This window comes from Luteibacter sahnii, assembly GCF_034063545.1.
GTDB lineage: Bacteria > Pseudomonadota > Gammaproteobacteria > Xanthomonadales > Rhodanobacteraceae > Luteibacter > Luteibacter sahnii.
In genome coordinates, this window is record NZ_JAQLOK010000001.1 from 840,259 (window position 1) to 854,067 (window position 13,809).

A 13,809-nucleotide genomic window follows, 5' to 3' on the forward strand; every position below is an offset into this window, starting at 1 on the left:
TTGGGAGCCTCAGGTGGTGGAACGGGCGACGGCGAGTTGCCGGATGGCGTGCGACAGGGCCTCGCGATCGCGACCAGACGCGCTGGCGGTGGCACCCCAGCCCCGGCAGGCGTCACGCCATAGGACGAACAGCCGGGCATCGTTCGCGCCGGCGCGCCACGCGGCGTCGCAGAGCGCGCACGCGCCAGCGAAGTCGCCCTCGCGCAGGCGCGCCGCGGCCATCGCCAGGCGCGCGCCGTGGGATTCCGCCGATAGGGCGACGAGCTCGCGTTCGAGCGAGGCCGCCATGTCGCCTTCCGCGCGACGACCGGGCAACCCTTCGTAGATCAATTGCACGGCGAGCCGGCATTCCAGGGCGTCGACCCGCCAGGCCGGATGGCGTTCGGCGATGAACGCGTGCACGAGCGCGTGCGAGCAGGCGTCGGCGGCGGCATCGGCCGGGAGGGTAAGGGCGAGGCGGTGCGCGGTGCGCGCGATGAGTAGCGCCGTATGCGCGTCGTCGTCCAGGGCGAAGGCATCACCCAGCAGGGCTTGCGCCGCCTCCAGCAGAGGGAGCTGGTCGGGTGCCCGTCGCGTGTCGGCCTGGCGCAGGGCGACGGCGGCGCGCTTTTTCAGGGCGAGGGCGATCGCGTCGCCACCGAGCGCGGCGAGCCGGTCGCACAGCGCTTCCGCTTCGGCGTACCGGGCCTGCGCGCCTTCACCGAGCAGCCACCCGGCCCAGGCCAGCTGCACGTCGATCCAGGCGTCGAGCAGGCAGGGCGCCTCGCCGGCGAGATCCGTGTCGCGGCGGGATTGCAGGGCGCGTAGCGCGAACAGCCGGGTGGCGCCGGCTTGCCGTTCGATGCGTGCGAGTTCGATGCGGATGAGGCGCGCGATCCAGGGAGCCCGCGCGTCGTCGGGCGCGCGGGCGAGGCCGGTCGAGGCAAGGGCCTCCGCCTCATCGAGGAGTTCTTCGGCATGGCGACGGTTCACCGAGCGGGCCTGCACGACGAGCAGTGCGGGCAGCAGCCATGCGGCAAGCGTCGCCTCGGGGCCGTCGTCGATCGAGCGGGTCGCCAACCGGTCGCGCCACGTGTCGAAGGGCAGGGGGGCATCGCCGGCGCGATGCAGTTCGGGATACCGGGCGTCGCCCACGAGATGCATCGACGCGTGGCCTTCGAAGAGCCGCGCGTCGGCCGGCGGGGGCCCGGACGCCTCCGGGGATGCGACCGGCTCCGCGGGTACGTCGGCTTTCCCGGGTGCAGCGGCCGCGCGTGTCGCCGGCCGGGGTACGGGTGGAGGCACGCTGTCGGCGAACAGGCTGGCGAGGGACACCTTGTCGGGCATGGTGGTGCGCCTCCGTCGACGAAACCGGTGAAACAGAAGCAGGACCGCGGGCGGCAGGGCGAGCATCAGCCAGCGCGGGTCGCGGACCTGCGCGGATGGATCGTCGGGGTAGGGCGAGGCGAGATCGGGCCGCAGGCCACGCGACGGCGTGGCGAGGGCGGCGGACAACGCCGCCGGCACCGTGCCCTGGGCCGATTCGAGGGCATCCAGCATGCGGGTGGCGTCACGCAGTTGGCGCGTCTGCCGGGCGTAACGCGCGGCCTCGGCCTCTCGATCGCGACAGCCCGCGCACACGGACAGCAACGCGAGCAGAACGACGGTGTACCGCGACAGCGGGCGTCCCGCCATGGGCGGGAACGGGGGCAAAGCCTTCAAACGACGAATCCTCGATGCCGGCCATCCGTAGCCCGGTGTCATCCCTTACCCCGAACGAGTGTGTGAGGTCGTCGCGATGGTAGGCGCCGATGCGCTGACCATCTATGGAAGGATTCTGAAAATGAGGTCGGATAATGTCCGAGTCCGGTCAGGCGGGGCGTCGCTCGCCCGCGATCCACGTTTCGCGAAGCAGCGGGCCGCCGATCCAGTAGCACAGTTCCGCCAGGTGCCGGATGTTCCACACGGCCAGGTCGGCACGTTGGCCGACGGCGAGCGTGCCCCGGTCGTGCAGGTCGAGCGCCCGGGCGGCATGCTGAGTGGCGCCGCGCAGGGCTTCTTCCGGCGTGAGCCGGAACAGGGTGCAGGCCATGTTCATGGCCAGGCGAAGCGACAGCAGCGGCGACGTGCCCGGGTTGAGGTCGGTGGCCACGGCCATGGCGACGCCGTGCGCCCGAAATGCGTCGATCGGTGGCGGACGCGTGTCGCGCAGGGCGTAGTAGGCGCCCGGCAGCAGCACGGCGACGGTGCCGGCCGCGGCCATCGCACGCACGCCGTCGTCGCTGGTCCACTCCAGGTGATCGGCCGAGAGCCCATCGTAGCGGGCGACCAACGCCGCGCCCCCGAGGTCGGAGAGCTGCTCGGCGTGCAATTTGACGGGTAGGCCGAGCGAGCGCGCCTTCGCGAACAGCCGCTCGGTTTCGGCCGGGCTGAATCCGATGCCTTCGCAGAACGCATCGACGGCATCGACCAGGCCCTCACCGGCGAGCGACGGAAGCATGGCATCGCAGACCAGCGAGACGTAGTCGCCGCGACGGTCGGCGTAATCCGGCGGCAGCGCGTGCAGGCCCAGGAAACTGGTGCGCACGTCCACGCCGAGCACCGTGCCGATGCGCCGGGCCACCCGCAGCATGCGTCGTTCCGCGTCCGGTTCGAGGCCGTAACCGGACTTGATCTCCAGCGTGGTGACGCCATCGGCGAGGAGCGCGCGGGCGCGGGGCAACGACTGCGCGAGCAGCTCGTCTTCGCTCGCCACGCGCGTGGCGCGCACGCTCGAGACGATGCCGCCACCGGCACGCGCGATCGCTTCGTAGCTGACGCCTTCCAGGCGCTGCTCGAACTCGCGCGCGCGTTCGCCGCCGAAGACCAGGTGGGTGTGGCAATCCACCAGGCCGGGGGTGATCCAGGTGCCCGGAAGCGATCGCACGTGGTGGGCCAGCGCGTCGGGCGCGGCGGGCAGGTCGGCGAGCGGGCCGGCGAAGGTGATGCGACCGTCGCGCCAGCCGATCGCGCCGTGTTCGACGGCGCCGTAGGGATGGCCGTTGTCGGCGAGCGTCGCCAGGCCGACATCGGTCAGCAGGTGATCCCAGCGGCTGTCGGACGTCATGCCGCGGTTCCGTCCACCGGGGCGGCCGGTACGTCGCGACGGCGGCGCTCCTCCTCATATTGCGCCACGAGGTTATCGGCCAGGGCCTTGTAGACCGGCACGCGGCAGACCAGCGCCGATACCGCGCGGGCCAGCAGGCAGGCGGCCATGATCGGCAGCGCCATCTGGCGGTTGGCGGTGAGTTCGAGGGAGATCACGGTGGCGGTCAGAGGCGACTGCGTTACCCCCGACAGATAGGCGGCCATCCCCAGCAACACCACCGCGGACGGATCGGCGCCGGGCAGCAGGTGGGCGATGTTGTCGCCCAGGCCCGCGCCGACAGCGAGCGCGGGCGAAAAGATGCCGCCTGGGATACCCGCCCACGAGGAGGCGATATTGCCGAGAAATTTCAGCACGCCGAAGAAAGGACCCGTGCCGCCGTGGCCTTCGAGGATGCCGCGCGCCTGCGCGTAGCCCGTGCCGAAAAGGCCGTTGGCGCTCAGGAGGCTGAGCAGCACGAGCGCGAGACCGCAGGCCGCCGCGAACACGACGGGTTGGCGGGCGCGCAGGCGGCCGACGACGCCACGCAGTCCGGTGCCCGCGGGCAGGATCATCCGCGCGAACAGGCCGCCAAGCAATCCACCCGCGATGCCGGTCAGCAGCACGGCGATCCATGCCTTGCCGAAGGCGAGCGACGCGGCGATGTCGCCGAAGTAGGCGTAGTTGCCCAGGATGCCGAGCGAGACCACGCCGGAAACGATCACCGCCGTGAGCAGGGTGCCGCTCATGCGGTGTTCGAACGCACCGGACATCTCTTCGATGGCGAACACCACGCCGGCCAGCGGTGTGTTGAAAGCGGCGGCGAGGCCGGCCGCCGAACCGGCGAGGATGAACCGTCCGGCGGCGGTCGGGTCGCTGAAACCGAAACGTCGCCCGAGCGAATAGAGCAGGCCCGCGCCGACGTGCACCGTGGGCCCCTCTCGGCCGACCGACGCACCACCCAGCAGCGCCGCCAGCGTAAGGGCCATCTTGCCGGCGGCGATCTTCAGCGACAGGATCCGCTGGCGGAAATCAGGATCCTCGACGTTGAGGGCGGCCATGGCCTGGGGGATGCCCGAGCCGCGCGTCGCCTTCATCGCGCCCTGGGTGAGCCAGCTCAGCAGGGCGAACACCGGCGGGGTGATGAGCAGCGGCACCCACCAGCCGTGCGAGGCGACGCGGCTGAACAGTCCGAAGGCGAAGTCGGCCGCCTGCGCGAACAGCACCGCGGCCAGGCCGACGATCACCGCGCCGCTCCAGAACAAAATGCGCCGGCGCCATTCGGTGGGGGAAAGCCACTCGTGACGGGCAAGCGCACGGAGGCGGCCCCTGCGCGACGAAGGGATGGGTTCGTTATCGGGGAGTTCGTGCACGGATGGCTCGCTTACTTGCCTTCGGGGGTGCGGGCCCAGCGCACCTGGTAGAGATCGTAACGACGGTCCTTCAGGTTCTGCACCGCGCCGGAATTGCGTGCACGGGCCAGGTTTTCCAGGCGAAGGTCGGCGAACAGCACCGTCTCGATGTTGGGCGTGGAGTCGGCCGCGATGCCGTCGCGGGCGAAGGGGAAATCGCTGGGCGTGAGGATGCAGCTCTGCCCGTACTGGATGTCGAAGTTGTTCACGCCCGGCAGGTTGCCGACGTTGCCCGATAGCACCACGTAGCACTGGTTTTCGATGGCGCGGGCCTGCGAGCAATAGCGCACGCGCAGGTAGCCTTCGCGCACGTCGGTGCAGAAGGGCACGAAAAGGATCAGCGCGCCCTGGTCGGTGAGGTGGCGCGCCACCTCGGGAAACTCCGAGTCGTAGCAGATCATCACGCCGATCGGGCCGCAGTCGGTCTGGATCGTGGCCGCCGTATCGCCGCCGGTGATGTTCCACACGTTGCGTTCGCTCGGCGTCGGGTGCAGCTTCTCGCGCTCGTGCACCGATCCGTCGCGCAGGCACACGTAGCAGACATTGTGGATGTCGCCGTTGGGCTGGCGGGTAGGGTGCGAGCCGCCGACGATGTTGATGTTGTAGTGCACCGCGAGCCGGTGGAAAAGCTCCTTGACCTCGTCGGTGTATTCGGAAAGCCGGCGGATGGAGTCGACCGGCGAGAGTTCCGCATTCTCGATCGAGAGCAACTGCAGCGTGATCAGTTCGGGAAACACCACGAAGTCGGCGTCGTAATCGGCGGCGATGTCGACGAAGTATTCGACGTGGGTGGCGAACTCGGCGAACGAGGCGATGCGGCGCTGCTGGTATTGCACCGAGGCCACGCGCACCGAATCGGGCAGGCGATGGCTCTGCGACACGCGGGGCGTGTCAGGGTGGTTGAGCAGCTGTGGGTTGCGCCATACCAGGTGTGCCGCGTAGCCGAGCGATTCGTGATCGGACGGCACGTATTCGCGCAGCAGGCCGATCACCTCGAAGCCGTTGCGCAGCTGGAAGCTCAGCGTCGGGTCGCGCCGGCTGCCGTCGACCACCGCTTGCACGTAGGCTTCGGCGCTGCCATAGCGCCCGATGGCGCGGCCCAGCCCGGGAATGCGGCCGCCGAAGACGATGCCGCGCAGCTTGAGGTCGGTGCACAGGCGCTTGCGCGCCTGATAGAGGCGCTGGCCGATGCGCATGCCGCGGAAATCAGGATGCACCACGACCTCCATGCCGTAGAGCCAGTCGCCCTTGGGGTCGTGACGCGAGGCGAAGCCGCCGCCCGTGATCTGCATCCACGTGTGCGGCGAGAGCGCGACCGATTCGTTGATACGGAAGGTAGCGCAGAATCCTACGATCATGCCCTCGTACTCGACCACGAACTGTCCTTCCGGAAAGTGGGTCTGCTGGCCCTGGAGCATTTCGGCCGAATGGCCCCACTCGGCGGTGTAGACGCGGGCGGTCAGCGCCACAAGGGCGGGCACGTCGGCCGGGCGGGCGAGACGAAGCGTCAGCTTCGGGTTCTGGGCGGGAAGGGTCTCGGTCATCGGCCTATTATGCGCCGCTTGCGCCGGGGATACCCGGAGACGACCGGTCGGGAAGGGTGCGGTAGCATCGGCGCAGCCCCGACCAAGGAATCGCCATGCCCCACGCCACCTATGCCGCCGACTTTCTCTGGCAGGACGCCGCCTGGCAGGTGGGCCGACGGGGCGTCGCGGTCGAGGACGGCCGTTTCGTCGAGGATGCCGCGGGCGGCGAGCGTATCGGCCGGTTCGTTTTGCCGGGCATGCCGAACCTGCATTCGCACGCGTTCCAGCGTGCGATGGCCGGGCTCGCCGAGCGGCGCGGGCCGGGCGAGGACAGCTTCTGGACGTGGCGCGAAACGATGTATGCCTTCGCCGAGGCGATCGACCCGGACGACCTCAAGGCCATCGCCACCCAGCTTTACGTCGAGATGCTCAAGGCCGGCTACACCCAGGTCTGCGAATTCCACTACCTGCACCATGGCCCGCGCGGCGTGCCGTATGCCGATCCGGCCGCCATGTCGCTGGCCCTTGTCGAGGCGGCGAAAGATGCCGGTATCGGCCTGACGCTGCTGCCGGTGCTCTACATGACCGGCGGTTTCGACGGTCGCCCCCTGTCCGAGCGACAGCGACGTTTCGGCCACGACGTCGGCCAGTACGTGGCGTTGCTCGAACGCCTGGTGCCGATGCAGCACGACATGCTGCGCGTGGGCATCGCGTTGCATTCGTTGCGCGCGGTGCCCGAAGACGCCATGCGGTCGCTGCTGGCGACCGGCGTGGCGACGACCTTGCCGATCCACATCCACATCGCCGAACAGATCGGCGAGGTGCAGGACTGCCTCGCGATGCGCGGCGCCCGGCCGGTGGAGTGGCTGCTCGACCATGCCGACGTGGACGCGCGCTGGACCCTCATCCACGCCACCCACCTCAGCGAGCACGAAACCCGTCGGTTGGCCGCGAGCGGTGCCGTGGCCGGGCTGTGCCCCACCACCGAGGCCAACCTCGGCGACGGCCTGTTTCCCCTGGCCGACTTCATCGATGCCGGCGGCACCCTCGGCATCGGTTCGGATTCCCATATCTCAGTGTCGCCGGTCGAAGAGCTGCGCTGGCTGGAGTACGGCCAGCGCCTGGTAACCCGCCATCGAAACGTGGTGGCTCGTCGTGCCGACGAAAGCGTGGGCGAGACCTTGTGGCGGCAGGCGCTGCGCGGCGGCGCGCTCGCCTCGGGCGTGGACATCGCCGGCTTTCACGCGGGCGCGCGCGCCGACCTGCTCGTGCTCGATGACCGCTCACCGCTGCTGGCGGCGCGCGGCGAGGCCGATGCGCTCGACAGTTTCCTCTTTTCCGGCAACACGCCGCTGGTGCGCGACGTGATGGTTGGCGGCCGCTGGCGCGTGCGCGACTTCGCCCACGCGGCGCAAGACCGCGTGGCGAAGGCCTACCGTGGCGTGGTCGAAAGATTGGCCGCGGCGTGAGAGACGGGCCCCGACGGGCAGGCCGGCTTGCCGTAGAGGCCCTCGGCATCGGGCACGTTGTTCGCGCGTGCCGCCGGCGTCGCGTAGAGGGTCACGCCCAGGTCGCAGCGATTGGGGCGTAACGTCAGGCGCACGCTGTCGATGCGCGCGGGCGGTGCGCCACCGAGCAGGCAGCGACTGTCGTCGGCCAGCGCGAGCGTCACGCTGTCGCCGGCGACCGACAGCACCTCATACGGCACGTCGCGGCATTCTTTCCAGCTCAGCCGCCCCGGCGCGATGCGCAGCATGCCCAGGCCGATGAACGCATTGCTGTAGGGCTCCCAGTCGCCGGCGAGCCAGGCGGGCGCCGGCGGTGCGGTGGCGAGAAGGGCCAGGGCAAGAAACGGATGCATGGACGACTCCTTGGGGTATTGCAACGGCAACATGAATCATGATCTAGTCGAGCCATGATCCGCATCGCCGCCGTCAACGCCAATACCAATAATCCCCGCGATCGCGGGAGGGTCGGCGTGTAGGCGGTTTCAGGCGAAACCAACGACATACCCAAGGCCCGCCCTCACCCGGCGGGCCTTTTTCTTTGCGCGTTTTCCCCAGCGAACGACCCCACCCCAGGAGAGCAAGGCCATGTGTTCGATTTTCGCGATGTTCGGTCTGGCACCCGGCGATGACCTGGTCGCCTTGCGTGTGCAGGCCATGGAGCTGTCGCAGCGCCAGCGGCACCGGGGGCCGGACTGGAGCGGCGTCTACGTGGATGAGGGCGCCATCCTCGTCCACGAGCGGCTCGCCATCGTCGACCCCGCCAGCGGCGCCCAGCCGCTGCGCTCGCCGGAAGGCGACCTCGCCCTGGCCGTCAACGGCGAGATCTACAATCATCGCGAACTGCGCGCCGCCAGCCCCTATGCCTTCACCACCGGCTCGGACTGCGAAGTGATCAACGCGCTGTATCGCGACGCCGGCGCGGATTTCCTTGGCCGGCTCAACGGCATCTTCGCTTTCGCGCTGTGGGACGCGGCCCGGCGTCGCTTTCTCATCGCGCGCGATCCGGTGGGCGTGTGCCCGCTCTATTGGGGACATGACCGCGAGGGCCGCTTGTGCGTGGCCTCGGAAATGAAAGCGCTCGTCGGGATCTGCGCGGACGTCGCGCCGTTTCCGCCGGGGCACGTCTACGACAGCGAACGCGGGGAGGCGGTGCGCTACTGGAACCCGTCATGGCGGGACTACGCGGCTACCCAGGGGCGCGCTCTCGCCCCGCCGGCGTTGCGGGAGGCTTTCGAGGCGGCGGTACATCGCCAACTGATGACCGACGTGCCCTACGGCGTCCTGCTCTCCGGCGGCCTGGATTCGTCGCTGGTCGCCGTGGTGGCCGCCCGCTTCGCCCGCCATCGCGTCGAGGACGACGACCGCGCCGAAGCCTGGTGGCCGCGCCTGCACTCGTTCGCCATCGGGCTGGACGGCTCGCCCGACCTGAAGGCGGCCCAGGTCGCCGCCGAGGCGCTGGGTACCGTGCACCACGGATTCCGTTATACGTTCGAGGAGGGGCTCGACGCGTTGCCCGAGGTGATCCGTCACATCGAGACCTACGACGTGACCACGATCCGCGCCTCCACGCCGATGTTCCTGCTGGCGCGGCGGATCAAGGCGATGGGGGTGAAGATGGTGCTCTCCGGCGAGGGCTCCGACGAGGTGTTCGGCGGGTATCTCTACTTCCACAAGGCGCCTGACGCACGGGAATTCCACGCCGAAACGGTGCGCAAGCTCGATGCGCTGCATTACTACGACTGCCTGCGCGCCAACAAGGCGATGTCCGCCTGGGGCGTGGAAGCCCGGGTGCCGTTCCTGGACACCGAATTCCTCGAGGTGGCCATGGGCTTCGATGCGCAGGACAAGATGGTCGCGCGCAAGGGCATCGAGAAGGGCATCCTGCGCGAGGCCTTCGACGGGGCGCTGCCCGACGCGATCCTCTGGCGGCAGAAGGAGCAGTTCAGCGATGGCGTGGGCTACGGCTGGATCGACGGCCTGAAGGCGCACGCGGAGGCGGTGGTCTCCGACCGCGAGTTTGCCGCGGCGGCCGCCCGGTTTCCCCACAACACGCCCGCCACGAAAGAAGCCTTCTTCTATCGCACGATCTTCGAAAGGCACTTTCCCGGCGAGGCCTGCGCGGCCACCGTGCCGGGCGGCAAGTCGATCGCCTGCTCGAGTCCGGCCGCGCTGGCCTGGGACCCGGCGTTCGCCGCGTCGGCCGATCCCTCCGGTCGCGCCGTGCGAGGCGTGCACCGCGAGGCGCTCACGCCGGCCTAGGGGCGTCCCCCTGCGCGCGGTAGGCCCGCGATCGCGCGCAGGCGCGCTCCTGCAAGCCATGGTCGCCATTTGCTAGACTTGGGCGCTTTAGCCGGCGCGCCCCGCGCCGCACCAGCAGGCCATCCAACCATGATCGAGACCAATCCGATCCTCGCGCAGATCGCGGACCTCAAGGGCCGCGTCGAGTCGCTTAGGGGGTATCTTTGACTACCCTGTCAAGAAAGAACGCCTAGAAGAAGTCAATCGCGAGCTGGAAAGCCCCACCGTGTGGGACGACCCCAAGCGCGCGCAGGACCTGGGCCGCGAGCGCGCCCAACTCGACAACATCGTCAGCGGCATCGACGCTATGACCGCCTCGCTCGACGACTCCAAAGAGCTCCTGGAGATGGCCGCCGCCGATGGCGACGAGGACACCGTCCGTTCGGTGGCCGAGGATGTCGCCAAGGCCGAGTCGACGGTCGGCAAGATGGAATTCCAGCGGATGTTCTCCGGCAAGCTCGACAGCGCCGCGGCCTTCGTCGACATCCAGGCCGGTGCCGGCGGTACCGAGGCCCAGGACTGGGCCGAAATGCTCCTGCGCATGTACCTGCGCTGGGCCGAGTCGCGTGGCTGGAAGGCCGAGCTGATGGAAGTCTCCGGCGGCGAAGTGGCGGGTATCAAGTCGGCCACGTTCCGCGTGGAAGGCGACTACGCCTACGGCTGGCTGAAGACCGAGATCGGCGTGCACCGCCTGGTGCGCAAGAGTCCGTTCGATTCGGACAATCGCCGCCACACGAGCTTCACCTCGGTGTTCGTGTCGCCCGAAGTCGACGACGACATCGAAATCGAGATCAACCCCGCCGACCTGAAGACCGACGTCTACCGCTCTTCCGGCGCGGGCGGCCAGCACGTGAACAAAACCGAGTCGGCCGTGCGCATCACGCACCTGCCCACGAATACCGTGGTGGCCTGCCAGACCGAGCGCAGCCAGCATGCCAACCGCGACCGCGCGATGAAGATGCTCAAGGCCAAGCTCTACGAGCTCGAAGTGCAGAAACGCAACGCCGAGAAGGATGCCCTGGAAGCCACCAAGTCCGACATTGGCTGGGGCAGCCAGATCCGCAACTACGTGCTCGACCAGTCGCGCATCAAGGACCTGCGCACCGGCATCGAGCGCTCCGACACCCAGAAGGTGCTCGACGGCGACCTCGACGAATTCGTCGAAGCCAGCCTCAAGGCCGGCCTCGAAGCCGGCTCCAAGCGCGTCGATGCGTAATGTCGGCGGCATCCGTATGTTTGGCACACCACACGGAGGTGGGAGATGGGAAAGGGGGGTGCGACGTTCACCAGCTTCCGGGACCTGGAAGCATGGCGTGAGGCGATGGTGCTGACGGTTCGAATTTATGAACTGTCCGAAAGTCTGCCGCCGTCCGAGCGTTTTGGGTTGACCGCCCAGGTACGCCGGGCGGCTGTCTCGATCCCATCCCATCTCGCCGAAGGACATGCGCGAGGAGCTACCCGTGACTTTGTCCGATTCATTGGCATGGCAAGGGGCTCACTCGCCGAAGTGGAAACCCAGGTCGACCTGGCGGGCCGTCTGGGTTATGTAGATGACGACGACGTGGCTGCGGCCATGGCCCGCTGTGACAAACTTGGAAGAATCCTGAGGGGACTTCGCAAGTCACTGGAGCGCAAGCTCGCTGTACGGTGACTATCGCGCCCCCACTTCCCACCTCCCTCCTCCCGACCGTAAGCCCCATGACCCAAGAGCCCCTCACCTCCGCTGTTTCGCCGAATGTCACCCCCGCCGGTCTCGATGAAAACCGCCTCATCGCCGAGCGTCGCGAGAAACTGAAAGCGCTGCGCGAGCAGGGCATCGCTTACCCGAACGATTTCAAGGTCGACAGTTTCGCGGGCGACCTTCAGGACGAGTTCGCCGACAAGGATCGCTGGACGGCCGAGGCCATCGAAGCCGCGCCGCGCCAGGTGGCCGTGGCCGGTCGCATCCTGCTCATGCGCGGGCAGGGCAAGGTGAGCTTCGTGCAGATGCAGGACGGCACGGGCCGCATCCAGCTTTTCGTGCACCAGGGCACGGTGGGCGAGGACGCCTACAACGCGTTCAAGCGTTGGGACCTCGGCGACATCGTCGGTGCCACCGGTACGCTGATGCGCACCAAGACGGGCGAACTGTCGATCAAGGTCGAGTCCATCCGCCTGCTGACCAAGTCGCTGCGCGGCCTGCCCGACAAGCACCACGGCATCGCCGACGTGGAGCAGCGCTATCGCCAGCGCTACGTCGATCTCATCGTCACCGAGGAGGCTCGCCGCACGTTCGCGTTGCGCTCGAAGATCGTCAGCCACGTGCGCCGCTGGCTCGAGGCCGAACCGCGTCGCTTCATGGAGGTGGAAACCCCCATGATGCACGTGATCCCGGGCGGCGCGACGGCGCGTCCGTTCACCACCCACCATAACGCGCTCGACATACCGCTGTTCCTGCGCGTGGCGCCCGAGCTGTATCTCAAGCGCCTCGTGGTCGGGGGCTTCGACCGCGTCTACGAGATCAACCGCAACTTCCGTAACGAAGGCGTGTCCACCCGGCACAACCCTGAGTTCACGATGCTGGAGCTCTACCAGGCCTACGCCACCTACCACGACATCATGGACCTCACGGAAGGCCTCATCCGCTCGGCGGCGGCCGACGTGGTCGGCAGCACGGTCATCGACTGGGATGGCGCGAGCATCGACGTGGGCCCGGCGTTCCGCCGGTGGCGCATGGAAGACGCCGTGCTCGAACTCAATCCCGAGATCAAGCCGGGCGAACTGCGCGACCGCCAGGCCATGGCCGCGCACGCGAGCCGCCTGGGCATCCCGGTCAAAACGGGGTATGGCTGGGGCAAGCTGTTGCTCGAAATCTTCGAAGCCACGGTCGAGCACACCCTGGTGCAGCCGACCTTCATCACCGACCATCCCGTGGAAGTCTCGCCGCTGGCCCGCGAGAGTGACACCGACAAGGGCATCACCGACCGCTTCGAGCTGTTCATCAACGGCAAGGAGATCGCCAACGGCTTCTCCGAGCTCAATGATTCCGAAGACCAGGCCGCCCGTTTTCAGGCCCAGGTGGATGCCAAGGACGCCGGCGACGACGAAGCCATGCATTTCGACGCCGACTACATCCGGGCGCTCGAGGTGGGCCTGCCCCCGACCGGAGGCCTTGGGGTGGGCATCGATCGCCTGGTGATGCTGCTGACCGGCGCGTCGTCCATCCGCGACGTGCTGCTGTTCCCGACCATGCGCCCCGAAGCCTGAACGGCCTCGCCCTTTTCGGAGTTCCGCCATGTACTACGCCATCGTCGCCCTCGACCATCCGCATTCGCTGGAAAAGCGCCTGGCCGCGCGCCCGGCCCACTTGGCCCGGCTCAAAGCCCTGCTCGACGAGGGGCGCCTGAAGCTGGCCGGCCCGTTCCCGGCCATCGACTCGGACGATCCGGGCGACGCCGGCTTCGACGGCAGCATGATCGTGGCCGAGTTCAGCGACCTGGCCACGGCCAAAGCCTGGGCCGAGGCCGATCCCTACGTCGAGGCAGGCGTCTATAGGGACGTCACCGTTCGCCCGTTCCGGGTGACGCTGCCGTGACCGAGGAAAAGGTCGAGCGCATCCGCCGCCTGCTGACCGGTGCGCTGGCGCCGGTCGAGCTCGACGTGATCGACGAGGGCCACAAGCACGCGGGCCACGCGGGTGAGGGCAGGGGCCATTTCTTCGCCCGTATCGTCAGTCCGGCGTTTGCCGGCAAGAACCCCATCCAGCGTCATCGGATGGTCTACGAGGCGCTGGGCGACATGATGCCCGACGGCATTCATGCCCTTTCCATCGAGGCCAGGGCGCCCGGCGAATAACGTCACGCAGCGACGCGCCGTGCGCGCGATCCGCGCCGCGGAGGCGCCAGACGAGGGGTGCCCGCAAGGTGGGCTCCTATAATCAAGGAGTTGCATTACCCTGTTCGCGTTGTTTCGCGTATTGCACC

The 13,809-nt window shown here is 68.5% G+C and carries 12 protein-coding genes; 7 read left to right on the plus strand and 5 right to left on the minus strand.

All coding sequences use genetic code 11. The features are described 5' to 3' along the window. Positions 1 to 9: 9 nt before the first annotated feature. The 4 genes from PI246_RS03915 to PI246_RS03930 form a co-directional block, all read right to left on the minus strand. On the minus strand, positions 10 to 1,701 hold the full coding sequence (locus tag PI246_RS03915) for a hypothetical protein (protein WP_320549976.1): 1,692 nt from the start codon (positions 1,699 to 1,701) through the stop codon (positions 10 to 12). A gap of 148 nt (positions 1,702 to 1,849) precedes the next feature. Next, positions 1,850 to 3,085 carry an imidazolonepropionase gene (gene hutI / locus PI246_RS03920; protein ID WP_320549977.1) on the minus strand — a complete coding sequence of 412 codons (1,236 nt, stop codon included), beginning with the start codon at positions 3,083 to 3,085 and terminating at the stop codon, positions 1,850 to 1,852. Continuing rightward, positions 3,082 to 4,476 (minus strand): chloride channel protein, encoded by a 1,395-nt coding sequence (locus PI246_RS03925; protein WP_320549978.1) that lies wholly within the window; start codon positions 4,474 to 4,476, stop codon positions 3,082 to 3,084. The genes hutI and PI246_RS03925 overlap by 4 nt, the downstream gene beginning before the upstream one ends. 11 nt (positions 4,477 to 4,487) lie before the next feature. Further along, entirely contained in the window at positions 4,488 to 6,059 is a 1,572-nt protein-coding gene (locus PI246_RS03930) for a GNAT family N-acetyltransferase (RefSeq protein ID WP_320549979.1), read from the minus strand. 95 nt (positions 6,060 to 6,154) lie between these two features. On the opposite strand from PI246_RS03930, the gene PI246_RS03935 reads away from it, so the two are divergent. Then, positions 6,155 to 7,510 carry a formimidoylglutamate deiminase gene (locus tag PI246_RS03935; RefSeq protein WP_320549980.1) on the plus strand — a complete coding sequence of 452 codons (1,356 nt, stop codon included), beginning with the start codon at positions 6,155 to 6,157 and terminating at the stop codon, positions 7,508 to 7,510. On the opposite strand, the gene PI246_RS03940 is transcribed toward PI246_RS03935, so the two are convergent. After that, positions 7,474 to 7,902, minus strand: coding sequence for a hypothetical protein (locus PI246_RS03940; RefSeq protein WP_320549981.1), 429 nt, complete (start codon positions 7,900 to 7,902; stop codon positions 7,474 to 7,476). The two genes, PI246_RS03935 and PI246_RS03940, sit on opposite strands and share 37 nt — an antisense overlap. A 232-nt stretch (positions 7,903 to 8,134) precedes the next feature. Between PI246_RS03940 and asnB the strand changes: the two genes are divergently transcribed. From asnB to PI246_RS03970, 6 genes are all read left to right on the plus strand, one after another. After that, positions 8,135 to 9,808, plus strand: a complete 1,674-nt coding sequence (gene asnB, locus PI246_RS03945) for an asparagine synthase B (RefSeq protein WP_320549982.1) — start codon at positions 8,135 to 8,137, stop codon at positions 9,806 to 9,808. A gap of 129 nt (positions 9,809 to 9,937) precedes the next feature. Further along, a protein-coding gene (gene prfB / locus PI246_RS03950; RefSeq protein ID WP_320549983.1) for a peptide chain release factor 2 occupies positions 9,938 to 11,063 on the plus strand; the annotation gives its coding sequence in 2 pieces (ribosomal slippage) (positions 9,938 to 10,012 and positions 10,014 to 11,063; 1,125 coding nt in all). 45 nt (positions 11,064 to 11,108) lie between these two features. After that, positions 11,109 to 11,498 (plus strand): four helix bundle protein, encoded by a 390-nt coding sequence (locus PI246_RS03955; RefSeq protein ID WP_320549984.1) that lies wholly within the window; start codon positions 11,109 to 11,111, stop codon positions 11,496 to 11,498. 47 nt (positions 11,499 to 11,545) lie between these two features. Then, positions 11,546 to 13,093, plus strand: coding sequence for a lysine--tRNA ligase (gene lysS, locus PI246_RS03960; RefSeq protein WP_320549985.1), 1,548 nt, complete (start codon positions 11,546 to 11,548; stop codon positions 13,091 to 13,093). A 28-nt stretch (positions 13,094 to 13,121) separates the two neighbouring features. Further along, positions 13,122 to 13,421: a YciI family protein gene (locus tag PI246_RS03965; protein WP_320549986.1), complete on the plus strand. Its 300-nt coding sequence runs from the start codon at positions 13,122 to 13,124 to the stop codon at positions 13,419 to 13,421. Next, complete coding sequence (locus PI246_RS03970) at positions 13,418 to 13,681, plus strand: BolA family protein (RefSeq protein ID WP_320549987.1); 264 nt, start codon at positions 13,418 to 13,420, stop codon at positions 13,679 to 13,681. The genes PI246_RS03965 and PI246_RS03970 overlap by 4 nt, the downstream gene beginning before the upstream one ends. Positions 13,682 to 13,809 lie beyond the last annotated feature (128 nt).